The following is a 25,189-nucleotide window of genomic DNA, read 5'->3' as shown; positions in this document are numbered from 1 at the left end:
GTCTGAATTATTGCAATAGCAAGAACTGGATTAATTTATACGAAGGCGGGGTGTAGTGGTAACTGGCTGACTAAAGTCTATCTCTCTAAGGGCCTGAGTCTCTAGTGTACCTAGCGAAACCTTACCCAAATCCCACTGAATCTGTCCTGATTCATTACGAAATGGCTGTAACATGATCTCCAGCCCACGCATCGGGTTATCTGACTGTAAACCTGCTGCTATTGCCAGTAAATGCTGTTGTAAGGCTAAGGGCAGATGATCCATATTAACCTCTGGCCTGCCCTCACTCGCTTCAATATTCCGCACCGGATGGGCATTAACAGTGATATTCTGCAAGTCATCCTCAATCTGCATCATCCGATGCTGTAAAGCACGCTGCTCGCTTTTCCTCTCCTGATAGGGAATAAACCCAGTTTCCTGGCGCATTTCAGGCTCAGCCATGACTTTTAATACTGGCAGTTCGACACTTTGTGCAAAAACTGCTATCAAAGCATTCATGCTAAAAACTATCAGAATAATGTATTTAAAGAAGTGCATAGCAATGTCACTCCAGAGCTGGTATCAATTCAATATATAAGTCACTTGTTTTATTTTGTATAATAATTAACCATTAATTCTGTTACGCTCAGTTAAATCAGTATCTAAATATTAATAAAGACTCCTGATTTTGCCCTTTAGCTATATTCATTATTTTTAATCAGCATAAAAAAAGCCCCATACAGTATATGGGGCTTTTCAAATATGGTGGCGTGAGGCAGNNCGACTGAGCTATCGCGCCGATGAGGTGTATTAAGCCGTATCTGCTGGCAAGAGTCAACAAAAATCAGTTTTTTTTAGTTTAAATGCATATATTTTAAGCAAAAAAAATCCCTGATGGGATCAGGGACTGAAAACACAAATATGGTGGCGTGAGGCAGNNCGACTGAGCTATCGCGCCGATGTGGGGCGTATTAAACAATCTAATTAACTGATCGTCAAGTCTTTACTTTATAAAAATATTTAAAAGATTATTTTTCATGCAAAATCAAAAAGATTGAACAAGCAGTAATAGCGAGACTAATAAACTTAACATCCTCTTAAGCTATATTTGCCTAGTTATATCTTTACAGTTTGCCTAGATGTGCCAAGCAACGATGGATAGCCCCACAGCCTGGCTCAAACCTTTTGACTTCTTTTGCCTCTTCATAGCGGCAGACTTCACTGACCAGACGTTCAGCAACTCCACGACCGCGATTTGCCGGATGTACTACGATATATTCCAGAGTCTTACTCTCCCCTTGTCCCGTACACCAGATTGCACCTATAATTTTGGTATTAAACTCTGCTGTATACAACGTTGTATACTGGGCCAGATGCTGTTCAAGTTGCTCGACCGCATCCTGCCCGTCTCCGAATTCCGGACTGGTGTCATATAGGCGCTCAAGCTGACTGCGGACTTCTGCATTTTCTAGAGAAGTATGAGCATGTACGGTAATAGGCATTGATTAACCCTCCTGAGCAATCTAATATGCTGTGGCTTTGACCTTGATCAACACAGCGCAAGTTTTCACATCAAACATTTTTGACGTTTTTGAGGAATGTGTCCATGACGCAACGTATCAGTGAAGTGGTAAGAAATACTAACGAAACCAAGATTCGAGTTCGTCTCAACCTTGATGGTACGGGTCAGGGCACCTTAAATACTGGCATTCCCTTTTTAGATCATATGATTGATCAAATCAAGCGCCATGGTCTTTTTGATATTGATATTCATTGTGATGGTGATCTGGAAATTGATGACCACCATACAGTAGAAGATTGTGGTATTACGTTAGGTCAGGCTTTTGCCCAGGCACTGGGTGATAAAAAGGGATTGCGCCGCTATGGACACTTTTATGCGCCACTGGATGAATCACTGTCACGTGTTGTAGTCGATCTCTCTGGCCGTCCGGGTCTGTTTATGGATATTCCATTTACCCGTGCCCGTATTGGCAGTTTTGATGTAGACCTGTTTTCTGAATTCTTCCAGGGCTTTGTCAATCATTCCTTAATGACCTTGCATATCGACAATCTGAAAGGGAAAAATTCACACCACCAGATCGAAAGTGTATTCAAAGCCTTTGCACGTGCCCTGCGTATGGCATGTGAAGTCGATCCACGTGCAGAAAATACTGTGGCCTCAACTAAAGGTAGCCTGTAATGACCCGTATTGCTTTACTTGACTATGGCATGGGCAATCTGCACTCGGCCGCGAAAGCACTAGAGTATGTGGGTGCTACTGTTGATGTCACTAATGACCCTAAACTCATTGCTCAGGCAGATAAAATCGTGTTCCCTGGTGTTGGGGCAATGCGTGACTGTATGCAAGGTATGCATGAAGCCGGAATTGATGATGTTGTTAAAAATGCAGTATTCAATAAACCGGTTCTAGCTATATGTGTCGGCATGCAGGCATTAATGCAATATTCTGAGGAAAATGGTGGCGCCGATGCTTTGGGTATTTTCGCAGGCGCAGTGAAGCGTTTTCCTGAGATTGAAGGTTTAAAAGTTCCCCACATGGGCTGGAACCGGGTTAAGCAGACTGAACCAAGTCATCCAATGTGGAAAAATATTGCTCAGGATAGCCGTTTTTATTTTGTGCATAGTTTTTATGTCGAACCACAGAACCCTGAACTGGTTGCGGCAACCTGCCATTATGGACTGGACTTCTGTACAGCTATCCAAAAAGATAATCTATTCGCCACCCAATTTCATCCAGAAAAAAGTCATACTGCCGGTCTACAGTTACTTAAAAACTTTGTGGACTGGAAGATTTAAACAGGTCTAAAACCTTTTACCATAGCTCATCATCAGGTGGGCTTTTTTATTGTAATTCAGCTTTAAACCTATAGTTTAGAAGTTTTCACTTTTCCTTTTGTTCAAGCTTGTTTATGATGCCTACTGCTTTAAACAAAAACTTAATAAAAACATTAAGGATTATAAAAAATGACTTCCAGTTTCAGTTCAACTACAGATTCACCTTTAAAAGCACATGGCCGTTTTGGACGCCTGTCCTTTTTAGGATGGAACATGCTGATGAGTTTCGGCGTTATCCTGCTTGTTTTCTTAATAGGACTTTTTGCACCGGGTTTATTTAATACTGCTGAGGGTGCAGAGAACATCTCTATACCTGGTCTGATCATGATGGGGATCTTGTATATTGTCCTGATATACTTTAGCTTTATTTTTACCATTCGGCGTCTGCATGACCGCAATCATACCGGCTGGTTATCACTGCTGATGCTAGTACCGCTGGTGAATCTGTTTTTAATATTATATCTGTTCTTTGCCCGTGGTGATGAAGGCATAAATAACTATGGGCTGCCGCGTGCAACCGCAACTTGGGAAAAGGTGCTAGGCTGGTTATATATACTGATTGTTCCACTCGGAATTTTAACAGCTATTGCTGTTCCAGCTTATCAGGACTATGTACAAAAAGCACAATATAGCCAGCTTGAAATACAGCAACGGGCTGAATAGCAGGCCTATACTCAAGCCATGTATCGGCTGGAGTATTATAAATAACTGATACTTTTACTCGGAAGCTTTTGTTATGCCTGAAAGCACTGAACTTTCTCTGCTCCCGAATAAAGAAGAAATCAATAAGCTTCCTCTCTTTAAAAATTTAGATGCTTCACATATCTATGTGCTTAGCAGTCTGAAAGACTGTCTACCTCTGCAATATGAGTTAGTTACGGCTACTGTACTGGGTTTTGATTCAGAATCTAAACTGACTTTTAGACGTGGCGAGATTTCAACAGGGCCTCATCTTATCCAACTGGCCACTGCAGAAAAGGTGTTCCTGTTTCAGCTTAACCCAGACATCCTCAATTTTCTCAAGCCAATATTGGCAAATCAGAAACAGGTGAAGGTCGGTTTTGGTTTAAAAAATGATGTTCACCTGTTCCGGAAAAAAGGTATAGAACTGCAAAGTACAGTAGAACTCTCAAAATGCTTTTCTGCATTTGGCTTTAAGCAGCCTATAGGTTTAAAAAATGCTGTGGCCCTGCTATTCCAGCAAAATTTTCCCAAATTTAAAAAAATCAGTATATCTGACTGGTCTAATATTCGTTTAAGCTCAACACAAATCGGCTATGCAGCAGCAGATGTTTATGCAGCACTGCTGGTATTTCAGGAACTCAGAAAACGTAGCCTATTGCCTGAGCATACTTTACGGCTGCTTGAACAGGTGAACTGTTTAGACCAGTGACCGCGTAATGGTTATCCAGATTTTCTGTTTTATAAATGATGTGCCTGATCTTATGTAAAGATAGCTACATCTATGAATAGAATTTTAATTGATCAGCAGCGAATCAGATAAGTGATTTGATATTCCCTTTAATTGCGGGACATAGTTACTAGTTCAGACTGATAATAGCAGCTCAATTACCGCACCTTATCATTTGGATACTTAGCCTGAAGTTAATTGCTGAATTCACTTAATAACATGTTTGTTTTTATATAGAATGCCATACTGAATAATACAAAAACATAACTCTAAGCTGACAATATCTAGCCTAATTTAAGTCAGTCTTATTTTATTGATAGATAAAAATATAGCATTTAGAAAATTCAAGTTTATTGTTAAGATTAGACCAATAAAATTCAACAGGTTAAGCAAGGAGCGAAAGCATGCTGATCATCCCGGCAATTGATCTAAAAGATGGTAAATGTGTCCGTTTAAAACAGGGCCGTATGGAAGACGATACGGTGTTTTCTGATGATCCGGTAGCAACTGCACAGCATTGGGTCAATGAAGGGGCACGTCGTTTGCATCTGGTCGATCTGAACGGTGCTTTTGCAGGTACACCCATTCATAAACCTGTAGTTGAAGCTATTGTACGGGCACAACCAGAACTGCCTGTGCAGATTGGTGGCGGAATCCGCTCTCTGGAAACGATTGAACATTATCTTGAAGCCGGGGTGTCTTTCGTTATTATTGGAACTAAAGCAGTTCAAAATCCTGAATTTGTTGAAGAAGCCTGTAAAAAATTTGCTGGACGCATTATTGTGGGTATCGATGCCAAAGATGGTATGGTCGCTACTGATGGCTGGGCTAACGTTACTGATGTTAAAGCGACAGAACTAGCCAAACGATTTGCAGATGCGGGTGTATCCAGTATTGTATATACTGATATTGCACGTGACGGGATGATGCAAGGTGTAAATATTGAGCAGACTGTAGCCTTGGCCCAGTACTCGGGGTTACCTGTTATTGCGTCTGGTGGCGTAACCAATATGGAAGATATCCGTATGCTGAAAGACCAGCCAGGCATCTTGGGTGCAATCACCGGTCGTGCAATCTATGAAGGTACGCTCAGTCTGCGTGAAGCACAATTGCTTCTTGACGAGCAATCGCCTGTAGTGCTGTAAATTATACAGCCAGATTTAAAGAGGCCATCTGGCCTCTTTTTTATATTAACTGAAACCTCTTTTTATAGTGTATTGCCGCTTTATAAATGAGCAGCAAGTAAAACAAAGTAAAAATATAATAACTGCTTATGAATAGAGTTTAACTGGAAACTAGCAAAAGTTGTATCTGGTGCAGGCTTATCGCAATATAGGCAGGCCTTAAAACCAAGCCAGATGTAATGAATACTGCAAATTTATCCAAACTCGCTTCCTCTTCGCTGCTGCCACAATTTGCCCTGATTCTGATAACAGTGATCTGGGGTGGAACTTTCCTGACAGTCCAGTTTGCTCTGAATTATAGTTCACCAATGTTTTTTGTAGGCTGCCGGTTTGCAGCCGCAGCTCTGGCGGTGCTACTGCTATCCTGGAGAATCATGCGTGGCCTCAATCTACGAGAATTGTTAGCAGGCTTCCTAATTGGCTGCACCATTGCGGTTGGATATGGCACGCAGACTATTGGTTTACAGACCATTAGTAGCAGTGAGTCAGCATTTCTTACGGCAGTCTATGTTCCGCTTGTTCCATTTTTACTCTGGATTATTTTTCGCAAAACACCACATATCATGACCTGGATAGGTGTCATTCTGGCCTTTAGCGGATTGGTACTCTTGACTGGCAATGGTTTTACACAGATCTCTTTTAGTTTTGGACAGGCGCTTACATTATTTGGTGCTATCGCCATTGCACTGGAAATTATCCTGATCGGCTATTTTGCAGGAAAGGTAGATTTGCGGCGGGTAACAGTTATTCAGCTGGTTTTTACTTCGGTGTTAAGTTTTATGAGCATGCCATTTCTGGGAGAGCAAAGTATTCCGGTGTTTTCCTGGCAGCTTGCAGTAGCAGCTTTTGGTTTAGGAATAAGCAGTGCGATTATCCAACTGGTCATGAACTGGGCACAGCGTTATGTAGAGTCATCCCGTGCGGCAATTATCTATGCAGGAGAACCCATCTGGGCCAGCCTGTTTGGCCGGCTGGCAGGTGAGCGTCTGGCGCCATTAGCTTTAATAGGCGGTGCCTTGGTCGTTCTGAGTATTATCATAAGTGAATGGCGACCTAAGTTTTTAGGTTCAAAAGATATAGAGCCTGTTACTGAAGATTTAAATACTTTACATAATAAAAAAGCCTGATGTTTCAGGCTTTTGAAATTAATTTACAATCATTCATACATGGCTTTATTTTCATTTAAACGTAATAAACCTTTAATAGCACGGTATACAATCCATAGCCATGCTAACCCGATTACTCCTACACAAAAACCTGAGGCAAGTAGCAGAACTGAGGCAAAAGCATCGGCATTATTATCTGTAAACAGCAAAAAGATAAAAGGAATAAAAGCCACAATATTCCAAATCAGATACCACCAGAATGTCCGAATCTGCCAAGTAAAATGACTTTCATAAATACTGCCGCGCATCTGGTCTTGTTTAACATAATTGATCACCAGCGCCACTACAGCCAGCAATCCAGCTGTGAAAATCGCCAGAATATAAAGAATATACAGACTGAAAGTCAGACTGCGTCTTGAGTCATTCATGACAGAACCAGAATTCATTTATTTTTCCTTTTTTAAGTATGAATTTGAATCAGTAGGGATTCAAGGGAGAAATCAGCCATAAAACCAACAGGATATTTAGAACTATAGTAATCCAATATATTTTTCGAAAAGGTTGTTTTTGTGTTTTATGTCGCAGTTTCTGTTGGGCTAACCAGGCAGCAGGCCACCCTCCCAGAAAGGATAATATATGTAGAGTCTGCTCAGATATACGGCGCCGTCCGGCCTGTGCTGCTTCTTTATCCTGAGCATAAAACCAGTAAGTTGCTACATTCATGAGCATAGTAAATAATAAAAGCAGTCCATTTATAAGACCACTCGCAGTCACTATACCCAACATTATAAAATAGACTGCGATCAGAAGCTGAAAGGGCTGCAAAGCTTTTTTAGATTGTGAACGTGTCTGCTGCCGGGCTGGTTTTTTACGGGCCTGTGCAGCTGTGAGATAGGTCACCTGCTGAGCACGATAGCGGCCCTGTGCATCCAGAATAACCAGATATTCTAGTGCACAACCAATAATTGGCCGGGGTCCAGGTCGGGCAAAATCCTTTATATGTAAAAATACCCGTCCTTTATCAGACTCATTGGGTTGAATAAATCCATAACCTTTTTCATCAAACCACTCTACCAGTCGCCCCTGATCACGCATCATTTGCCTTACTTCCCGATAAGTGCCAGACGATTTTGTAGCATATTACGCATTTCTAGCGGGTCTTTTTGCAAGATATCCTCTCCACCTCGCTGTTCCTGCGCATTCTTCTGTGCTACTTGCAGACGCATTAACCAGAAACGGCAGGCTGCCATGGCCAGATAAACCGGCAGACAGGCTTTTTCATCTTCTGTCAGCATACGCACAGTCTGATAATTTTCCAGATAGGCTTGTACCCGTGTCTGATCAAGTTTCACCGCCGGATAATCGCTACAGAAATCATTAATCGTAATGGCAATATCAAACAGCAATTCATCATGGTTTAGTTCATAAAAGTCCAGAATTCCCTTTAAAGTGTCACCCTCGAATAAGGTATTGTCACGAAACAGATCGGAATGAATGAAGCCAAGCGGGCGCTGCGGGTATTTGGCCTGGAATATTTCAAACTGCTGAAATACACTATCCAGTAAAAGCTGGTCTTGTACATCCATGTCGGGCCTTAGTTCAGCAGCAACCTGACTCCAGTAACTATGATTACGGTAGCTCTGGCGCTCAAAATCAAAATCCTGTAAAGCGACATGCAATTTTGCCTGTGCTCTGGCAACCTCAGCTGTCTGGGCAGTATTGGCCGGTATAGGGTGCTCTCCTACCAGTCGTGGTGCAATCTGGGCAGGCTTTCCGGCAATCTGGCCAATTGCAGCTTCAGCCTGTTTTAAGGGCACCGCAACTGGCAAATGTGCATTGCCCAGATGCTCAAGTACTGGCACCAGTTCACCTGCCTGTGCCGCATTCATCTCTTCAAATACTGTAAGTACAAACTGCGAACCATCCTCGTTCACTAAAAAATAGTTTGTATTCTGAATACCGCCTTGAATTGGAATCAGTTCCTGAACCTTTAGTCCATAAGGTGCTGCGAAGGACTGAACTTCCTTTAAACTCAACGGCGTATAAACCGACATAGAAAACCTGCAAAAAAACATATCGAATTTGATAGAATACCTTCTCCCTCTATCAAGGTGTAGCATCTGCGGAGGTGAGTTTCATAATCGGCTGTTATAATTGGAAAAATTTATGCTCGCAAAACGTATTATCCCCTGCCTGGACGTTGATAATGGCCGAGTGGTAAAAGGCGTACAGTTTCTTGATATCCGCGATGCCGGTGATCCGGTTGAAGTCGCCCGCCGTTATAATGAACAGGGCGCCGATGAAATTACCTTCCTTGATATTACTGCAACCCATCATGGGCGGGATACGACTTATCGTACAGTCGAACGTATGGCCGAAAGTGTATTTGTTCCCCTTACTGTTGGCGGCGGTGTGCGCAAAGTCGAAGATATCCGTTTATTGCTTAATGCCGGTGCAGACAAGGTCAGTATTAATTCTGCTGCCGTATTTAATCCTGAATTTGTTCAGGAAGCATCCCAGCGTTTTGGTGCACAATGTATTGTCGTTGCAATTGATGCCAAAAAAACCGGTGAAAATAAATGGGAAATTTTTACCCATGGAGGCCGTAAACCGACAGGTATTGATGCCATTGAATGGTCTGTCAAAATGGCAGAATACGGCGCAGGCGAGTTATTAATTACCAGTATGGATGCCGATGGGACTAAAGCCGGTTATGACTTGCAACTGATGCGCGCTATTAATAACCGGGTAAATGTACCAACTATCGCATCTGGTGGTGTGGGTAATCTTCAGCATCTGGCAGATGGCATTTTAAAAGGTGGAGCTGATGCAGTACTGGCCGCAAGTATTTTTCATTTTGGCCAGCACACTATTCCTGAAGCAAAACAGTATCTGGCAGAACAAGGTATTGAAATGCGCCTTTAACCGGCAAAATAAAGAATTTAAAAAAGAGTGTGCCCCCACACTCTTTTTACTTCAGACAAAAAATCTACTTTAAGGACAGCTTTCTTTTAAGCTACTTGCTCTGTTTCAGTTAAATATATACTCTTATTTTCAGATTCAGCTATTCCTGTTTGAATATATTGTGCAGGAAAATAACGCCCTGCTATTTTTTGTAATGACTTTGACAAAGGTTCCGGCAATGCTATACCCAAAGGGTTTTTTTCCTGTAGATCCTGAGCAGAAATAATCCGGGTTCCCATAATATAGTCAAACCAGGGTTTGGTTACACACCAGTTAGCATCCTGATTGGCATTCATATGGTGGTCATAATGCCAAGGAATAACCTTTATGGCCCATTCCGGTTCCAGATGAGCCTTGCGGTGTGTATAAAAATAATTGATAGCACTATACCAGGCTGCCAGCGCCATACCCTTAGAAATGGGATAAAACATCAGACTGGTTGCAGTTGCCACTGCTCCTAGTGAAATCAGTTCATTACGGGTTCGCCAGTTTTTTATCCCTTCTATATAACCCTGATCAAAAAATTCAGTTTTACGAACAATTTTATGATGTTCCCAATGTGATTTCATGCTATCTGGCACGGGAGAGTAACGTGGCTTTCCAGCACGGTGTGTACCATGCAAAATATATTTATGCGCTACCCATTCAAATGCATTGGCGACGATTAGACCCGCAACAAAACCTTTCCACATAACTCTTCCTCCCTTTTACTTGAATATAAAAAGCTTTCCATGCTAAATATTGACTTGGCTCAGCCAATTTATTGACAAAATACGACAGGAAATTTATTTCAATGCAGGGATATAGTGGTTCAGTCTTTGGTGGACTAGCGCAATTACTGCTAGATTACTATCAGGCACAGGCCCTAACCGTACCGGAACAATTACAGCATATACAGCAACAGGAGCGATTCGAATACCGCATCTGGCGAAAGCTCTTATTAGGGCTAGAACAACAATTACAAAAACCGGCACTAGGTTTAGATATTGCAGCTTATGTCCAGCCACGACATTTAGGCATTATTGCCTATCTGGCACTGTCCTGTGAAAGTCTGGGAGAGGCATTGCAACGCTACCATGATTTTCACCGCCTGATTTATGACGGCAGCCCCTTATGTGTTACTTCAGATATTAAATATGTTTCCGTGAGCTGGGAAGAACCAGAAGCACAGCCCTGCCAGATTACCGATGAGATTGCTATCGCTTTAATGGTCGAGTTTCTTAAACACTTTATGGCACTGGACCAGATTCATTTATATGAAGTGCATTTCTCCTGTCCGGCTCCAAGAAATATTGCATTATATGAACAGTATTTTCATTGTAAGGTCCGGTTTTCCCAGCCGCTAACCCGACTTTTACTCCCATTTAGTGAACTTTCCAAGCCTATAAAGCACAGTGATCAAACTCTACAGCATCTCCTGATGCAGCAGGCTCAAGCTCTTTTAGAAAAACTGCCACACAGCACCCAACTGGACCAACGTCTGCAGCAGGTCATACTCAAGGGTTTACAACGTGATGAGTATCAGATTGAACAGGTAGCAGTAAAACTGGAAATGTCTGTACGCCAGTTACAACGCCATTTACAGAAGCAAGGTGGTACTTATCAGGAGCGTGTGCAACATATCAGGTTCATGCTGGCAAGACAGTATTTAAAAGACCCGTATCTCAGCTTAAAAGAAATCGCTTTGCTATTGGGCTATTCAGAACAAAGTGCCTTTCAGCGGGCGTTCAAGCACTGGACTGGACAGACGCCGCGACAATGGCGTCTGTATGAGCAAGATATAAAAACTTGAAGTTAAAGGAAGGGGTTTTCAATTTCATGTTCAGGCTGTCGCTCAATCTGCTCGGGTAAAGGCTGAGCCTGTTCAAGCGCCTGAACCAGATCATTCATAAATGCCTGCAATTTTTTGGCTGCCTGCAATCCCTGCTGGTCTTTGGTAATCTGTAAATTGCCGTAAATATTGACACAATCTAGCTGGTTTTCCAGGGTCAGGTCATAAATCGCAGAGGATTCTGTGCCATTTTCAAAAGGTTTAAACATCTGCACGCTCCTTATTCTCGATTTTATATCTAATATTTAGGTTACCAAATCAGGAAGTTTTGTTTAGCTCTTTATGACAACTTATTTGAAGAGTTGCAAAATAAATTGTAGCAAGGCAGAAAACAACTGCTGTATGCCTGAATTAGTTGCTGCACTGCTGACGTTACTTATACCGGTGCCTGACTTTTGCTGCTTGAATTCCTGCTGTGCAGTTTCAATCTGCTCCCGGTTTGCATCTACGGCACACTGGCTTTCTGCATCCCAGTGTGAATACTCAAGCGGTTTATTTGCTTTAACTGCCGTACTGGTCAATGGCAGCTTATAGGTATTACGTTTTTGCTCTTCAGTAAGCTGTGGAAACAGATTAATCCCAAGCTGCTCTTCCAGATAGCAGACACTTACGATTTTGACCTGTAAAGAATTATTATTGGGCGCGTAATAAGCTCCTATTGCACCAGTTTTCGGGAGATACACTGCTTTATATACGGCTGTCGGTACAATTACACCCCGGCCAATAGTTTTCAGTTTTTTCCCTGTAAATAACGGACCGGTAACTACATAAACATTTTGCTTTTGCTTGGTGACAATAGCGCGCGTGGCTTCTTCCAGTTCACGCCAGACCTGCTGATTATTTTTAGGCGCCTGCGGTACCATATTGGCCAGAGAAAAACTGTCATACTGGGAGGAGCTATTGCTCATATCCCCATTAGGCGCCATATGCCCACGGTCATAACCTGAACCTCGATAATCAGAGAGCAAGGCCCGGTGGCGCTCTGCTACGCGACTCTCTTCATGAAAATTGTCTTCACGCTTGATTTTGGTACTGAGGCGCTGTGGATTTAAATATTCTGCAACCCAGAGTGGCGTTTTCGATACTCCTGAATACATGACATTAAACCCGTTAAAACAAAGCGGATAACTGTCTTTCTTCAGACTTTCCTTTACCAGATAGGGCGGCACTTCATGATAAAACTGGTTTAGGCAGGCCGCATTTGATGTCCCGGCTGTAAACAGCTGACCGATTTTTTCTTCACCGAAGGCTATGGCAAAACTTCCGGCCGCAAGCACACCTAACAACCCTTTAGACAGGCGGCTATTTAAAAATGGGGTCTTCGATCTACTCTTACTACGTGTCTTACGGGTGGCCATATCTTTGTATCAAAACAACGGTTTCCGGCAGCTTAACAAGCCCTCTATATGAAGTATATTGCATATACCTTTATTTGATTAAAGCATCATCAAAATTGCATGAAAAAGTCCGTAAAAAACGTAACATTTTGTTCGCTTTATTAAAGGGTTTCTGAATACTCTTTTAAGTATTACGTATGTTTGATTGAAATGAAAAAGTGCTTTATGAGAAGGTAATGATCTCCCGATTAAAACAAACACAAGTGTTCATGAGGAGTTTAATATGCGTTCTAAACTAATCGGCCTAGGCTTCATTACCGGAATGTGTAGTATGACAGCTTTCGCAGAACCTCCAGTACAACCTGGAGATACTCTGGAAAGCCTATCGAAAGTCCGGATTAATACTACAGTGAATGGACAGCCAGGTTCACTCAGTGAAATGATGGGTAATGGTCAATACCGTTCTTCATCCCAGTCTGCTATCTCGGACAGCAATACACTGGCACGTGATTCGTCCAGCACTCGCAGCATGGGTAGCACTGGCAGTACTACAGGTATTAATACTGATAGCCGTACCACTGGTGTTGGTACTACAGGCGGGATGAGTGGCTCGATGGGTACAAACAGCATGGGCACTTATGGCGGCACTCCGAGCACAGGCACTTACAGTGGAACCAGCTCAGGTACTTCTTCCGGTACAACTACCGGCACCAGCTCGGGTTATAGCAACTCAGCTGGCACCAGCTCAGGCTATAGCGGTACAGGTGCGACCAGCAGTACGACCAGTAACGGCACTACAGGTACGAGTCGTATGGGAAGTGCAACTGGCAACAGCAGCATGAGCGGTACAGGCAGTATAGGCGGATCAACTGGTACGGGCAGTGGCACAGGTAGTTCAGGCTCAACCGGTAGTGGCAGTGGCGCAGGTCGTTAAGCTTTGTCTAGTCGTTCTATAAGCTACATATTCAAACTCAAGATTTTAACTACTCCTCCAGAGTAAAAAACCAAGGCCTATGTGCCTTGGTTTTATTATTACTATTTTATTTAAGAAACTCAGATTTCAATCTGGCTGCCCAGTTCTACTACACGGTTAGTAGGTATTTTATAGAAGTCACTCACCGGGCTGGTATTACGCTGCATGGAAATAAACAGCTTTTCACGCCAAGGTGCCATACCGTCTCCAACTGTACTAATAATCCGTTCACGTGAGACAAAGAAACTAATCTGCATCAGGTTATATTCAAGCTCAAATGCCTCATAGACTGCTTCCAGAGCATGAGGAATATTCATCTCATCCTTAAAACCATAGTACAGCTCAACCCGATAAAAATGCTGATTTAGTACCTCTACATGAAAGCGCTGTTCGTCAGGCATATAAGGTACATCCTGTATCTTGACTGTCAGAATAATATTTTTCTGATGCAAGACCTTATTATGCTTCATGTTATGCAGCATCGCATGTGGAACTACAGTAGGTGTACCGGTCAGGAAAACTGCTTCTCCTTCTACCCAGTTAGCCTGATCACCAATACTCTCGACAAATAGCTCCAGAGGCAAGGTATCCTGCTGTAATTTTGCAAAGGTCAGCTCGCGGCCCTGTTTCCAGGTAATCAGCAGAAGAAAAGCAACTCCACCGATCAATAATGGCACCCATCCGCCCGAGAATACCTTTAGTGAGGTAGCACTGACCAGTACCAAGTCCAGTATCAGAAATGGAATGATCAGCAGCATCAGCTTTGGCATTTTCCATTTCCAGCTGTAACGGATAAATGCAGCAATCAGTAAAGTGTCACACAGCATGGTTAAAGTTACAGCCAGGCCATAGGCATTAGCGAGGCGCGAGCTGGTCTGGAAAATCAGGATTAAGACAATGATGGAAGCAAGCAGTACCCAATTGAGCAATGGCACATAAATCTGGCCCTGTTCTGAATCCGAAGTATGCTTAACAGTAAGGCGTGGTAAATAACCCAGCTGGATAGCCTGACGCGCCAATGAAAATACGCCTGAAATCACTGCCTGAGAAGCAATTACTGCAGCCATAGTGGCCAGAAAAATCATTGGATACAGCGCCCATTCCGGCACTAGCAGATAAAATGGATTTTCAATAGCACTCGGGTTTCTCAGTAATAATGCGCCCTGTCCTGCATAATTAAGTACCAGACATGGCAAGACTACAAAAAACCAGGCCAAACGGATGGGTACAGGCCCAAAGTGTCCCATATCGGCATAGAGTGCCTCACCACCTGTCACAGTAAGCACTACCGCTCCCATAATAAAAAAAGTCATGAGCGGATGGCTTACAATAAACTGAAATGCCCAGTGTGGGCTGAACATTCCTAGTACCACAGGTGTCTGTATAATACTGGAAATACCCAATAAGCCGAGCGAGAAAAACCAGAGCAGGGTTAACGGACCAAAAAATTTGCCAACAAAAGCAGTACCATACTTTTGCATGATGAACAGGGTCGTCACGATGGTAATGGCGATTGGAACAATATACGGATCCAGAGCATCCGTTGCGATAGATAGACCCTCTACGGCAGATAATACTGAAATCGCAGGTGTAATAATGCCATCACCAAAAAATAGTGAAGCACCAATAAAACCAATAGCAATTAACAGTAATTTTTTGCGGTCACTGAAACGGGTATTACGTAAATTCAATGCAAGAAGCGCCATGATGCCGCCCTCACCATTGTTGTCTGCACGCATTACAATAGCGATATATTTAATGGTAATGACCAGTGTCATTGTCCAGAAGATAATCGACAAAATACCTAATACATTAGCTGTACTGATTCCTAAACCATGAGCTGCATGGAATGATTCCTTAAGTGCATAAAGCGGACTGGTCCCAATATCCCCAAATACCACCCCTAATGCTGCCAAGGTAATCGCAGGCAATGCGGCTTTTTTTGCAGAACTTTGCATATTTTGTCTTCATAACAGATGCCATTTTTGCGCCATATTATCACCGAGTTATTTATTTTTCTTCAAATCAATTGTTTCAACTTGGCAGGCGCAGTTTTTTTAGTTATTATCGCACGCCTTGGTGAGGTGTCCGAGTGGCTGAAGGAGCACGCCTGGAAAGTGTGTATACGTTTACGCGTATCGAGGGTTCGAATCCCTCTCTCACCGCCAAATTCTATTCTCATGATGATTCATGAGGTCCTAAAAAGCTTAAATCTAAAGGGTTTAGGCTTTTTTTGTGTCTAATAATATCTACTTTATCTGTTGCAATCCCGATATAGTCGGGGGTATAACTGGAGGTATAATAATTAATTTATAAATCTAGAATACCTTAATCAGTCAATAAAAAATTTTCTTATCATTGAGCTCAATGCCAAAAATTTATAAATTAAGAATAAAGTAAGCTCAAGCTTATCTAGTAATTCTTAAATATCATTTAAACCTCCTCAAACTTCTTTTAATCTTTTAAAACTGAATTTATATCTCAACATTCTATCTATTTAAATATCGAAATCCTCATAACTGAATATTTATTAATCTAAAAACAGTATTTTAAATTTATATGACTAAAATCTGCTGCTTTGTATTAACTTATAAATGGTACAAAAAATATTTGGAATGTACATAAATCTTAAAAGGAAAAATGATGAAAAAAACACTCTCCGCTCTGACTTTAAGCTTGGGCTTACTCTTGCCCTTTTCTGCTTTTGCCAAAAATAATGTTGTGGTTGTAGCAACTGGAGGAACCATTGCCGGTGCTGGTGCCAGCTCAACCAACAGTGCTACCTATACAGCGGCTAAGGTACCCGTTGATGACCTATTAAACGCAGTACCACAAATCCAGAATCTGGCTAATGTTACTGGAGTACAGGCTCTTCAGGTAGCTTCCGAGAGTATTACTGATAAAGAATTACTGACAATTGCCCGTAAAGTTAATGAGCTGGTTAAAAGACCTGATGTTAACGGTGTAGTGATTACGCATGGAACAGATACTCTGGAAGAAACTGCCTACTTTCTAAGCCTGACCGTGCATACTGATAAACCGATTGTAGTGGTAGGTTCTATGCGTCCACCTTCAGCGCTGTCTGCTGATGGGCCTTTAAACCTGTATAGTGCTGTTGCTCTGGCAGCCGCAGACAATGCAAAAAATAAAGGCGTATTCGTGCTCATGAATGATAATATTTTTGCAGCACGTGATGTCAGCAAGACAATTAACATCCATACCGATGCCTTTGCCAGCCAATGGGGACCGTTAGGTACACTGGTGGAAGGGAAACCTTACTGGTTTAGAAGCGTAGCCAAACGATTTAACAATACATCTGAATTTAATATCGAGAATATTAAGGGCGATGCTCTGCCGCTGGTCCAAATTGTTTACGGTTCTGGCAATATGTTGCCCGATGCCTATACAGCATATGCTCGAGCAGGCGCAAAGGCAATTATTCATGCGGGTACAGGCAATGGCTCGGTAGCCAAAAATATTGTACCTACCCTGACTGAGCTCCAGCAGCATGGTATACAGATTATTCGTTCATCTCGTGTACCCCAAGGTTTTGTATTAAGAAATGCCGAACAGCCAGATGATAAATATAACTGGGTGGTTGCACATGATTTAAATCCGCAAAAAGCCAAATTGCTGACTGCACTTGCACTCACTCAGACCAGAGATGCTAAAGAAATTCAGCGTATGTTCTGGGAATATTAATTTTTAAATATTAATTAAAGAAGGTATCTTCCGATACCTTCTTGATGCTCGGAAAGCATTAAACTTAGACAAAATTCATTTGTTCATTTTTTCGCTTGTGAAAATCAGGTGTTTTTCGGTAGAATCTACGCCACAGTGCCGGCATAGCTCAGTTGGTAGAGCAACTGACTTGTAATCAGTAGGTCCACAGTTCGAATCCGTGTGCCGGCACCATTTCTCTTCTACTCTTCTTTTCTCGATTTATTCAGCTTTTATTGCACTAATCTGTACATAGCGAATTAATCTATCAGCGTAAAGCTGGGCGCAAAGTTTGGCTGTCATCTGGATTTTATAATAATCTGTATTTTTTATGGTGGATTGTCCAGAGTTACGTAGTTTTGCCACGTATTTGGAAAAGCCCTGCAAAACTTCTGAAGATATATCTTGGATCATTATTTGCTCATAACCATAATTTTCTAGCAAATTTACCATTTCAGTTTGAGTTTTTAAGTCTTTAAGTTTGAGATCAGCTGCTTTGACCAATAACTGGTATTTACTTTTTTGCCAGAGGCCTGCCTGTTGCCAGTCATCTGACAACATCAAATAATGGAATCCTAGATGACCATGCTGCTTTAAATGGCCAGTTACACTATTCAGAAAATGGCTTAGTGCATGATGGTAAGCAGCATCAATACAAAGAACGACATCAAACTGCTGAGTAAATTGTATTGGTTTTAAGGCAAGAAAAGACTGGTTATAAATCGCTTTTAAGGCTGGCAGATGATATTGACCAATCTTTTTGACACAGTTTTGCTGTAATTCTACAGCTTCTATATATTGAACCTGGTACTGATTTTGCCAATGCAGCAGACTCGCTCCCTGGCCGCAGCCCAGATCTAATACAGCATCCTGAGCCTTAAGCTGTACTGCCTGTGCTAACCGGTCAGCCAGCTGCTGGCAGGCCTGAGGATAATTTTCCTCAGCTTGCCAGTAACCCAGATTGGTCCAGGCCAACTCTGCCGAGTCACCCAACTGTGCTGCATCAATAGCATATTTATGTTGGGGTAAATACTGGCAGAGTATCTGGGCCCATTTCATGAGATTTTTAATAACCAAGTTGCGGTGCGATCTCCACTTTAGGTTCTAAACCTAAAAATGGCAAAGGTGCATCAAAGATCTTGGCAATATGAATAGCCGAAGTGACAGCAGACTCCAAGATCGGCAGACCATCACATGACCATGAACCACAGTAGAATACCTTACGGTTCGGCTGTAAATGCCGTTGCTGGACTTCTTTGTTTAATGCCACAGTTTTGGAATCAACTACTGCCCGAGTCAACGTTACACTGGAAATCACTTTTTTTGGATCAATTTCAGTAACCGGACGCCATGTCTGAAATACCGGAGACTTACCGACCAAACTTGGCTCAACTGCATTAAGCCAGACAGTAAACTGTTGTCGGGTAAAATGACGGTCCATCATATAACTCAGTACACACCAGTCTTTACGGCGCGGCGGCATCACTGAGCTATCTGTATGTATAACCAGTTCTCCCTGTTCAAACTTAAACTGTTTGAGAACTTCAATATCATCCGCAAATTGTTGCGGATTCATGAACTCTTCAAGTTTAGTGGTCGGTGTTGCAACTACTACCCGGTCAAAGACCGACTGCTCACCATCCTGTTTTTCCAGCAGAACTTTTTCACCCTGTTCTTCCACCTTACAGATTGGAGAGCCACTCTGAATACGAATACCTTCGATCAATTTATCTACCAATGCAGGTGTTCCGCCTTGCATACGGATCAGGGCATCTCCATCAGTCAATTGACGCAGAAAAATTAGTAACGGTTTGGCAGGCCAGTCTCCGATTGTTTTCGGATTACAGGTACAGATGGTATAGAGTACCGGCATTACTGCACCATGCCAGAATACTTCTTCAATATCATGCTGGTTAATGAACTCAGCCAGTGTAATGTCCTGATTTTTAGACTTGAAGAACTGATGAATTGCTGTTTTTAGCTGTAGCATACCTTTAACCAGACGCCAGCCATACTGCTTGATGCCCTTGCGGTTATTAATAATAGGAATATTACCAATGCGGGTACGTGAAGTTGTGAGCCAGGTTTCAGTACGATCTTCAAATAGCCAGCTACAGGCCATATAGGTACGTACCGGAAAAGTTTTAATGCCCAGGTAACTGGCCAGACTCAGTGTATTCTTCCATAAATAGGGATTCATAACCCGTAGTGGGGCATCAATCAGCCCCCCCTCAAACTCCAGACTATGACTGTCCATACCTCGGCCCGGGAGTGCCTCGAAAATAGTAATTTCATGTCCTGCATCTTTCAGAATTCTTGCGGTAGCAAGCCCAGCCATGCCACTACCGATTACTGCAATATCCAAAGTTATTATCCGTCAGTTAACCGTTTTCCAGATTATGTACCAACGCTCTCAGAAACGCCGTATTAAAAAATGCCAGAATTCTAAATTGTCTATCTCAAGTATCAGGCAGACTGGAGGGTAAATTCATCTAGCTAAACAATTCCACCCAATAACCATGAAAAATATAACCCTTTAATAAATAAAATTTTTATAAAAAGATTGTGTACTAAAATAGAACAAATAAGCTTAAAAAATTTCTCTCAGGATTAAAAAAATTAAGTACAAATTTCTGTATATATAATGTTAATTTCAGTATTTACATAAAGGTCAACTGGCTCGATGGTCAGATCTTGCTATAGTTCATTTTCACAAAATAATTCGGGTATAGAATTGCGCTATACCCGATCATGTAAGAACTTTATATTCAAGAAAATTCCCGCCTAACTGAACTTAAACAAAAGAAGCTTTCAGAGCTGGAAACAGTGATCGTGTAAACTGATCCGTACTCCATAGCCCTACCGGGGTATGATGCATATGAGGTGCCAGATAAGGAAGTAACATATTCATACGCTTCTGGAAATCAGTTTCAGCCTGATAGGACTTCTTCAAAAAGGTCAGTTCAAAATCGACTATATCTTCTGGACGGTCCTGATTCTGGTTCTTCTGCTCATGCTTTCTTGCCCAACCACGCAAGCTGGTAGTTGAAGTACTTTGTGGACCCTGAATCCAGTCATAAATCATCTGTTTTTCAGGATAGCTAAATACACCAAACATTTTACCGCGGTCATCATCAATCAATTTCCAAAAACGACTTTCCTGTACATCTTCCCCCGGCTTGATCCAGTTTTTACGGATGAGGGCATCCAAGAAGGCCACTGTACTCTCATCATCCTGTAACCAGTCATTAATCTGCCGGTTTTCTATACGGCATTTATCACCATGAATAAAACGACCCACTTTGGCTTTCTTGACCAGAATTTTTTCTACATTACTGCGCAGATCAAGATTTTTAACTACCGCAGTGGAACCTATACCTACATCATTCAAGTAATAGCCAATTTTTACACGGCGCAAAAATTCTTCTTTATCTTGATAGCGCTGGGCAACTTTAAGTACACCTTCTAGGGCTTTCTGGGCATGGCCATTATCAAAGTTATCAATCGTGATATGCAAATTAAAATAATGTGAGTCAATACCAAGTTCTTTTAACTCATAATTACTGATGAGTAAATGTAAGGGAAGCTGCTCATATCCCATGTTAAATCCTAACACTTCTGGAATATATTCAGCAGGTGCATAAGCTAAAGCCAGTTGCACCGCGGCCTGGATATAATGTTCATCACTCAAAAGATTTTCAAAATCGTTAAGTTCAAGCTGATCCAGTAATTGCTGATAGAGGCAGACATGGTTGAGTGAAGAAGATCCGCCTCCCAGCTCATCCAGGTAAATCGAGATCGCTTCATTGTAAACAGGATTTTGCCAGTATTTGCACAAGCTATAGAGCCAAGAACCATCAACCATTTTGGTCGGGCCAATCTTGACCAGAAATTCTAGAGCTTCACCGACGTTTTTAAAATATTCACGGGCACCATTTTGCCTCCTTCGTTCCAGATAGCTCTGAAAAGATTCACATGCCTGAATATTTTTATTGTTGAGCCACGCCCCTAAATCTTCTAAATTTTGTGGAAACTCCTTTTCTTCAAGTGTAATTGTATCAATAAAACGCTCTAAATAAATTTCGGCGAATTTTTCCTTTTCAGCCGTATCCCGCTCAGGTTCAGAAAAAAATTTTACTGTTTCTTTATGAGATAAGGCCGGGCTTTTCTTCTGGGTCAGCTTTCTCACTGGCTGCGTTGTTGTGGTAACCATATTTCATTATCTCTTTTTTTAATCCACTCCTGTTAGGAAATAGCATTCCCTTCTTCTTTTAAATAAAGTTTGTGTTATCTCTGGTTAAGAACACGTAAAAATAAAGTTGTGTTTTAATAAATTTCTTTTATTTTCAAAGAACTAAAGACCATAAACTCTACTTTTATTTACATTTTAATATTTTGAAACACCTGGGATATTATTGTAGAAGTTTTTCATTAAATTTATTAATTCTAATATTCCCACAAATAACAATAAACCAAAAATATAGATTAATTTAATGATTTATATAAATAATTTAATAAATTTCAAATGCAGAAGTTTTATTTCTCTTAATCATGCATGATTATATTTTTAAAGGAATGACCACCTTAAGTTTTAACTTTTAATTTAATGTGTAAGGATTGTGTATGTTGGATATATTTTTATACAACTGTTTATATAGCGATATGTAAACATTATAGAAATACAGAGAAACAATTATACTTAAGTCATTATTTTTATTTAATTTATATTAAAAAACCTATTTAACTTTTATATTCAAAAAGTATTAAGTATGTAAGTTGCTAATTCAATTTTGCCCATTTTCTGTTTTTATCTACCGACATCGCAATAAATTTAAAAAGCATTGCTCTAGAACTAAACCTAATAAGACAAGGGAGCTTCTAAATGTTTTATGTCTGTTGCAAGCACTTGGCAGATCTAGGCTTAAAAGTTGCGTTCATCGAAAGTGCAACAGCAGGTTATCTGGCTTATCAGTTTTCACTTAACCCGCATTCGGGTGAGGTTTTAATTGGCAGTTTGGTCTGTTATGACTTAAAAGTTAAAGAAAAAATCTTAAATATTCCTAAAGATCTGATTGAAGAGTATACGCCTGAGTCTCAGGAAGTCACTCATTATCTGGCTGAGCATGGTCATCATTTTTTTGATGCCGACATTATTGTGGCCTGTACAGGTCTGGTGAAACCTGGTGGTTCGGAAACACCGGAAAAACCTGTCGGGACCTTTTTCTATTCTATTTACTATAACGGCAAAGTTCATGATTTCAGATTTTATGCAGAGGGTGCGCCTGAAGAAAAGTTGCATAAAGTCCTGAATCAGGCTTGCCGTGAATTAAATCAGCTGATTCAACCTGAATGAGGGTTGTCTTTGAAGTTTGTAGTACACACACCTAAAACAATAGAGGCATGGTATGACGAATCAACATTATTCTAAAAGTGAGCTGGCAGGCGCCGACACACCAGATAAAGAAAACGATAACCTCAAGACTTTTGACTTAAATAGTGCACGAAGTGATGCTACGGGTCATGCACTGACGACCAATCAGGGTTTAAAAATTGCAGATAACCAGAATACGCTAAGAGCAGGTTCACGCGGCTCTGCCCTGCTTGAAGATTTTATCATGCGGGAAAAAATTACCCACTTTGACCATGAGCGTATTCCGGAGCGGATTGTACATGCCCGTGGTTTTGGTGCACATGGCGTATTTCAGGCTTATGAAGGGAATGAACGGTTTACCAAGGCGGCATTCCTGACTAATACCCAAATTACCACACCTATGTTTGTACGCTTCTCGACTGTACAGGGCTCACGCGGTTCACCAGATATTCCACGTGATGTTCGCGGTTTTGCCATGAAATTTTATACCACTGAGGGAAATTATGACCTGGTGGGTAACAATATGCCGGTCTTCTTTATTCAAGACGGAATAAAGTTTCCAGATGTCGTACATGCCGTTAAACCCGAACCACACAATGATATCCCTCAGGCAGCTTCAGCACATGATACTTTCTGGGATTTTGTTTCACTTACACCAGAGACAGCGCATCATGTAATCTGGCTAATGTCTGATCGTGCAATTCCACGAAGTTTCCGCGGCATTCAGGGTTTCGGGGTGAACACTTTCCGCCTGATCAATGCTGAAGGTAAATCTCACTTTGTGAAATTCCACTGGACCCCAATGCAAGGTGTATTCTCGGTACTCTGGGATGAAGCACAAAAAATCAATGGTAAAGACCTTGATTTTAACCGCCGTGAACTGTGGGATGCTATTGAAAGCGGTTTATATCCGGAATGGGAACTCGGTGTTCAGCTCATTCCTGAAGAGGATGAGCATAAGTTTGATTTTGATATTCTGGATGCCACCAAATTAATACCAGAAGAGCTGGTACCTGTAACTCCAATTGGTAAAATTACACTCAACCGTAATGTAGATAATTTTTTTGCAGAAACTGAACAGGTAGCTTTCTGTCCGGCACATGTTGTACCGGGTATTGATTTTAGTAATGACCCGTTACTACAGGCACGACTGTTTTCTTATACAGATACCCAGTTAATACGTCTTGGGGGTCCAAACTTCCATCAGATTCCAATTAACCGTGCCGTTTGTCCTTTCCATAATAATCAGCGTGATGGTTATCATCAGCGGATTGTGCATCAAGGTCAGGCAAACTATGAACCTAATTCGATTGATAACAACTGGCCACGTGAAACTCCGCCTGCACCAAGTGGCGGTGGTTTTGAAAGCTACTATGAACGTGTAGATGCACATAAGGTACGTGAGCGTAGTGAGTCTTTTAATGATCACTTTAGTCAGGCACGTCTATTTTATGTTAGCCAGACTCCACATGAGCAACAGCATATTAAAGATGCTTATGTATTTGAGCTTACCAAAGTTAAACGTGCTTATATCCGTGAACGTATCGTCAATGAAATGCTCAGCTATATCGACGATGACCTGGCGAGCTATGTTGCACAGAAGCTTTCACTTCCTATGCCACCAAAACGTGAGCTAGCAACTGTTACTCCGTCAAAACGCCTGAGTCAGGAGGCCTTCCCGCCACTTGATATTCGTGCACGCCGTCTGGCCCTGCTGGTACAAGATGGTTTCAGCATGCAGGAATTTGAAACCATTCAGGACTGGGCAATCAAAGAAGGCGTTATCCTTGAATGTATCAGTGACCATAGTGGTTTCGTAACTTCTGATACGAACGCGACTTTACCACTCAAAGGAAATTATCAATCAGAACCTTCGATTTTCTATGATGCAACTGTAGTACTTGGCGGTACCAAAGAAGTTGTACCAGATCAGGAAGGCTATCTGATGCATTATATTATGGAAACCTATAAGCATCTGAAACCACTGGTCTTCCTGAACGGGAATGAAAGATTAATTACTACCATGCCTCTTATTGAACCTGATGAAGGTGTAATTACTATGCCAAACTTTACAGCTGTTCAGGAACAGCTGAAAACTGCACTGCTTAAACATCGCGTCTGGGCTCGTGAAATGCAGGCCAAAAAGATTCCGGCATAATTTTCTAAACTGTAATAACAATAGGAAAAGCACTAAAGTGCTTTTCCTATTTTTTAATGAAGAAAAATTCATCTAGATAATCATTAAATCTTATTTATATGTAACTAATGTAATATTAAATTAATTTGAGATTAACCTAAAATATAACAACCTCCTATTTTAATTACCTAATTCTATATTCTTATTTATTTTAAATAATTCATTTTAATTATTCAGCAACATGCTTAAACACTTCATAACCTAATTCTATGTTCTAATTATTTTCATGTGATGTATAGATTATTTTAAACACAAGAGGT

Annotated in this window: 24 protein-coding genes and 2 tRNA genes; 14 read left to right on the top strand and 12 right to left on the bottom strand. The window is 41.4% G+C overall.

Annotation, left to right across the window (positions count from 1 at the left end; translation table 11 throughout):
- Positions 1-30 precede the first annotated feature (30 nt).
- Together B3R63_RS12935 and B3R63_RS12930 are read right to left on the bottom strand one after the other, a co-directional pair.
- Positions 31-498 (bottom strand): hypothetical protein, encoded by a 468-nt coding sequence (locus B3R63_RS12935; RefSeq protein ID WP_286731716.1) that lies wholly within the window; start codon positions 496-498, stop codon positions 31-33.
- A 605-nt stretch (positions 499-1,103) separates the two neighbouring features.
- Complete coding sequence (locus B3R63_RS12930; protein WP_005017967.1) at positions 1,104-1,481, bottom strand: GNAT family N-acetyltransferase; 378 nt, start codon at positions 1,479-1,481, stop codon at positions 1,104-1,106.
- Positions 1,482-1,585: 104 nt separating this feature from the next.
- On the opposite strand from B3R63_RS12930, the gene hisB reads away from it, so the two are divergent.
- The 6 genes from hisB to B3R63_RS12900 all read left to right on the top strand — a co-directional run bounded on the left by hisB (position 1,586) and on the right by B3R63_RS12900 (position 6,557).
- A complete protein-coding gene (hisB, locus tag B3R63_RS12925; protein WP_005024164.1) occupies positions 1,586-2,179 on the top strand; it encodes an imidazoleglycerol-phosphate dehydratase HisB in 594 nt (197 codons plus the stop codon).
- Positions 2,179-2,796, top strand: a complete 618-nt coding sequence (gene hisH, locus B3R63_RS12920; protein WP_286731713.1) for an imidazole glycerol phosphate synthase subunit HisH — start codon at positions 2,179-2,181, stop codon at positions 2,794-2,796. Before hisB ends, hisH begins: the two co-directional genes overlap by 1 nt.
- A 168-nt stretch (positions 2,797-2,964) precedes the next feature.
- On the top strand, positions 2,965-3,498 hold the full coding sequence (locus tag B3R63_RS12915; protein ID WP_005017961.1) for a DUF805 domain-containing protein: 534 nt from the start codon (positions 2,965-2,967) through the stop codon (positions 3,496-3,498).
- 73 nt (positions 3,499-3,571) lie between these two features.
- The gene (locus tag B3R63_RS12910) at positions 3,572-4,228 is read left to right on the top strand and encodes a 3'-5' exonuclease (protein ID WP_286731711.1); all 657 of its coding nucleotides are present in this window, start codon (positions 3,572-3,574) and stop codon (positions 4,226-4,228) included.
- Between the two features lie 422 nt (positions 4,229-4,650).
- Entirely contained in the window at positions 4,651-5,391 is a 741-nt protein-coding gene (gene hisA, locus B3R63_RS12905; RefSeq protein WP_005017957.1) for a 1-(5-phosphoribosyl)-5-[(5-phosphoribosylamino)methylideneamino]imidazole-4-carboxamide isomerase, read from the top strand.
- Between the two features lie 218 nt (positions 5,392-5,609).
- On the top strand, positions 5,610-6,557 hold the full coding sequence (locus tag B3R63_RS12900; RefSeq protein WP_286731708.1) for a DMT family transporter: 948 nt from the start codon (positions 5,610-5,612) through the stop codon (positions 6,555-6,557).
- 29 nt (positions 6,558-6,586) lie between these two features.
- Here B3R63_RS12900 and B3R63_RS12895 read toward each other — a convergent pair whose 3' ends face one another.
- From B3R63_RS12895 to B3R63_RS12885, 3 genes are read right to left on the bottom strand one after another with little or no spacing between them, the layout of a single operon-like run.
- The gene (locus tag B3R63_RS12895) at positions 6,587-6,982 is read right to left on the bottom strand and encodes a DUF4870 family protein (RefSeq protein ID WP_005407278.1); all 396 of its coding nucleotides are present in this window, start codon (positions 6,980-6,982) and stop codon (positions 6,587-6,589) included.
- A 31-nt stretch (positions 6,983-7,013) separates the two neighbouring features.
- Positions 7,014-7,631: a DUF1294 domain-containing protein gene (locus tag B3R63_RS12890; protein WP_286731964.1), complete on the bottom strand. Its 618-nt coding sequence runs from the start codon at positions 7,629-7,631 to the stop codon at positions 7,014-7,016.
- 8 nt (positions 7,632-7,639) lie between these two features.
- Positions 7,640-8,590 carry a homoserine kinase gene (locus B3R63_RS12885; RefSeq protein WP_286731706.1) on the bottom strand — a complete coding sequence of 317 codons (951 nt, stop codon included), beginning with the start codon at positions 8,588-8,590 and terminating at the stop codon, positions 7,640-7,642.
- Positions 8,591-8,702: 112 nt separating this feature from the next.
- Here B3R63_RS12885 and hisF point away from each other — a divergent pair, with 112 nt between their 5' ends.
- Complete coding sequence (gene hisF / locus B3R63_RS12880; RefSeq protein ID WP_005017939.1) at positions 8,703-9,461, top strand: imidazole glycerol phosphate synthase subunit HisF; 759 nt, start codon at positions 8,703-8,705, stop codon at positions 9,459-9,461.
- Positions 9,462-9,547: 86 nt separating this feature from the next.
- Here hisF and B3R63_RS12875 read toward each other — a convergent pair whose 3' ends face one another.
- Entirely contained in the window at positions 9,548-10,192 is a 645-nt protein-coding gene (locus B3R63_RS12875) for a sterol desaturase family protein (protein ID WP_286731703.1), read from the bottom strand.
- A gap of 101 nt (positions 10,193-10,293) precedes the next feature.
- Here B3R63_RS12875 and B3R63_RS12870 point away from each other — a divergent pair, with 101 nt between their 5' ends.
- Positions 10,294-11,292, top strand: a complete 999-nt coding sequence (locus B3R63_RS12870; RefSeq protein ID WP_286731701.1) for an AraC family transcriptional regulator — start codon at positions 10,294-10,296, stop codon at positions 11,290-11,292.
- A gap of 2 nt (positions 11,293-11,294) precedes the next feature.
- Here the strand turns inward: B3R63_RS12870 and B3R63_RS12865 are convergent, their stop codons facing one another.
- Together B3R63_RS12865 and B3R63_RS12860 are read right to left on the bottom strand one after the other, a co-directional pair.
- Entirely contained in the window at positions 11,295-11,540 is a 246-nt protein-coding gene (locus tag B3R63_RS12865; protein WP_005024144.1) for a hypothetical protein, read from the bottom strand.
- A gap of 81 nt (positions 11,541-11,621) precedes the next feature.
- Entirely contained in the window at positions 11,622-12,689 is a 1,068-nt protein-coding gene (locus tag B3R63_RS12860) for a DNA/RNA non-specific endonuclease (RefSeq protein WP_286731697.1), read from the bottom strand.
- A 262-nt stretch (positions 12,690-12,951) separates the two neighbouring features.
- Between B3R63_RS12860 and B3R63_RS13885 the strand changes: the two genes are divergently transcribed.
- The gene (locus B3R63_RS13885; RefSeq protein WP_005407175.1) at positions 12,952-13,602 is read left to right on the top strand and encodes a hypothetical protein; all 651 of its coding nucleotides are present in this window, start codon (positions 12,952-12,954) and stop codon (positions 13,600-13,602) included.
- A gap of 119 nt (positions 13,603-13,721) precedes the next feature.
- Here B3R63_RS13885 and B3R63_RS12850 read toward each other — a convergent pair whose 3' ends face one another.
- Entirely contained in the window at positions 13,722-15,599 is a 1,878-nt protein-coding gene (locus tag B3R63_RS12850) for a potassium transporter Kup (protein ID WP_265760670.1), read from the bottom strand.
- Positions 15,600-15,719: 120 nt separating this feature from the next.
- On the opposite strand from B3R63_RS12850, the gene B3R63_RS12845 reads away from it, so the two are divergent.
- The 3 genes from B3R63_RS12845 to B3R63_RS12835 all read left to right on the top strand — a co-directional run bounded on the left by B3R63_RS12845 (position 15,720) and on the right by B3R63_RS12835 (position 17,556).
- Positions 15,720-15,809, top strand: a tRNA-Ser gene (locus tag B3R63_RS12845).
- A 475-nt stretch (positions 15,810-16,284) separates the two neighbouring features.
- Positions 16,285-17,343: a type II asparaginase gene (locus B3R63_RS12840; RefSeq protein WP_414630842.1), complete on the top strand. Its 1,059-nt coding sequence runs from the start codon at positions 16,285-16,287 to the stop codon at positions 17,341-17,343.
- Between the two features lie 137 nt (positions 17,344-17,480).
- Positions 17,481-17,556: transfer RNA gene (locus B3R63_RS12835), tRNA-Thr, on the top strand.
- 27 nt (positions 17,557-17,583) lie between these two features.
- On the opposite strand, the gene B3R63_RS12830 is transcribed toward B3R63_RS12835, so the two are convergent.
- The 3 genes from B3R63_RS12830 to B3R63_RS12820 form a co-directional block, all read right to left on the bottom strand.
- The gene (locus tag B3R63_RS12830) at positions 17,584-18,420 is read right to left on the bottom strand and encodes an SAM-dependent methyltransferase (RefSeq protein ID WP_286731689.1); all 837 of its coding nucleotides are present in this window, start codon (positions 18,418-18,420) and stop codon (positions 17,584-17,586) included.
- Positions 18,421-18,427: 7 nt separating this feature from the next.
- Positions 18,428-19,726, bottom strand: coding sequence for an FAD-dependent oxidoreductase (locus B3R63_RS12825; RefSeq protein WP_286731686.1), 1,299 nt, complete (start codon positions 19,724-19,726; stop codon positions 18,428-18,430).
- A gap of 429 nt (positions 19,727-20,155) precedes the next feature.
- Entirely contained in the window at positions 20,156-21,574 is a 1,419-nt protein-coding gene (locus tag B3R63_RS12820) for an iron-containing redox enzyme family protein (RefSeq protein WP_286731684.1), read from the bottom strand.
- 669 nt (positions 21,575-22,243) lie between these two features.
- Between B3R63_RS12820 and B3R63_RS12815 the strand changes: the two genes are divergently transcribed.
- On the top strand, positions 22,244-22,714 hold the full coding sequence (locus B3R63_RS12815) for a CinA family protein (protein WP_005017921.1): 471 nt from the start codon (positions 22,244-22,246) through the stop codon (positions 22,712-22,714).
- A 52-nt stretch (positions 22,715-22,766) separates the two neighbouring features.
- The gene (katE, locus tag B3R63_RS12810) at positions 22,767-24,890 is read left to right on the top strand and encodes a catalase HPII (protein ID WP_005024128.1); all 2,124 of its coding nucleotides are present in this window, start codon (positions 22,767-22,769) and stop codon (positions 24,888-24,890) included.
- Positions 24,891-25,189: the final 299 nt, after the last annotated feature.

This window comes from Acinetobacter sp. UBA1297 (assembly GCF_002307755.1).
Taxonomy (GTDB): domain Bacteria; phylum Pseudomonadota; class Gammaproteobacteria; order Pseudomonadales; family Moraxellaceae; genus Acinetobacter; species Acinetobacter radioresistens.
Note: the sequence above shows the minus strand (reverse complement) of the source record. Positions and strands in the feature narration are given on the sequence as shown.

What these genes read in the sequence shown, in the direction of transcription:
- B3R63_RS12935 (WP_286731716.1), bottom strand. Translation starts at nt 498, where the DNA reads ATGAATGCTTTGATAGCAGTTTTTGCACAAAGTGTCGAACTGCCAGTA.
- B3R63_RS12930 (WP_005017967.1), bottom strand. Translation starts at nt 1,481, where the DNA reads ATGCCTATTACCGTACATGCTCATACTTCTCTAGAAAATGCAGAAGTC.
- hisB (WP_005024164.1), top strand. Translation starts at nt 1,586, where the DNA reads ATGACGCAACGTATCAGTGAAGTGGTAAGAAATACTAACGAAACCAAG.
- hisH (WP_286731713.1), top strand. Translation starts at nt 2,179, where the DNA reads ATGACCCGTATTGCTTTACTTGACTATGGCATGGGCAATCTGCACTCG.
- B3R63_RS12915 (WP_005017961.1), top strand. Translation starts at nt 2,965, where the DNA reads ATGACTTCCAGTTTCAGTTCAACTACAGATTCACCTTTAAAAGCACAT.
- B3R63_RS12910 (WP_286731711.1), top strand. Translation starts at nt 3,572, where the DNA reads ATGCCTGAAAGCACTGAACTTTCTCTGCTCCCGAATAAAGAAGAAATC.
- hisA (WP_005017957.1), top strand. Translation starts at nt 4,651, where the DNA reads ATGCTGATCATCCCGGCAATTGATCTAAAAGATGGTAAATGTGTCCGT.
- B3R63_RS12900 (WP_286731708.1), top strand. Translation starts at nt 5,610, where the DNA reads ATGAATACTGCAAATTTATCCAAACTCGCTTCCTCTTCGCTGCTGCCA.
- B3R63_RS12895 (WP_005407278.1), bottom strand. Translation starts at nt 6,982, where the DNA reads ATGAATTCTGGTTCTGTCATGAATGACTCAAGACGCAGTCTGACTTTC.
- B3R63_RS12890 (WP_286731964.1), bottom strand. Translation starts at nt 7,631, where the DNA reads ATGCGTGATCAGGGGCGACTGGTAGAGTGGTTTGATGAAAAAGGTTAT.
- B3R63_RS12885 (WP_286731706.1), bottom strand. Translation starts at nt 8,590, where the DNA reads ATGTCGGTTTATACGCCGTTGAGTTTAAAGGAAGTTCAGTCCTTCGCA.
- hisF (WP_005017939.1), top strand. Translation starts at nt 8,703, where the DNA reads ATGCTCGCAAAACGTATTATCCCCTGCCTGGACGTTGATAATGGCCGA.
- B3R63_RS12875 (WP_286731703.1), bottom strand. Translation starts at nt 10,192, where the DNA reads ATGTGGAAAGGTTTTGTTGCGGGTCTAATCGTCGCCAATGCATTTGAA.
- B3R63_RS12870 (WP_286731701.1), top strand. Translation starts at nt 10,294, where the DNA reads ATGCAGGGATATAGTGGTTCAGTCTTTGGTGGACTAGCGCAATTACTG.
- B3R63_RS12865 (WP_005024144.1), bottom strand. Translation starts at nt 11,540, where the DNA reads ATGTTTAAACCTTTTGAAAATGGCACAGAATCCTCTGCGATTTATGAC.
- B3R63_RS12860 (WP_286731697.1), bottom strand. Translation starts at nt 12,689, where the DNA reads ATGGCCACCCGTAAGACACGTAGTAAGAGTAGATCGAAGACCCCATTT.
- B3R63_RS13885 (WP_005407175.1), top strand. Translation starts at nt 12,952, where the DNA reads ATGCGTTCTAAACTAATCGGCCTAGGCTTCATTACCGGAATGTGTAGT.
- B3R63_RS12850 (WP_265760670.1), bottom strand. Translation starts at nt 15,599, where the DNA reads ATGCAAAGTTCTGCAAAAAAAGCCGCATTGCCTGCGATTACCTTGGCA.
- B3R63_RS12840 (WP_414630842.1), top strand. Translation starts at nt 16,285, where the DNA reads ATGAAAAAAACACTCTCCGCTCTGACTTTAAGCTTGGGCTTACTCTTG.
- B3R63_RS12830 (WP_286731689.1), bottom strand. Translation starts at nt 18,420, where the DNA reads ATGAAATGGGCCCAGATACTCTGCCAGTATTTACCCCAACATAAATAT.
- B3R63_RS12820 (WP_286731684.1), bottom strand. Translation starts at nt 21,574, where the DNA reads ATGGTTACCACAACAACGCAGCCAGTGAGAAAGCTGACCCAGAAGAAA.
- B3R63_RS12815 (WP_005017921.1), top strand. Translation starts at nt 22,244, where the DNA reads ATGTTTTATGTCTGTTGCAAGCACTTGGCAGATCTAGGCTTAAAAGTT.
- katE (WP_005024128.1), top strand. Translation starts at nt 22,767, where the DNA reads ATGACGAATCAACATTATTCTAAAAGTGAGCTGGCAGGCGCCGACACA.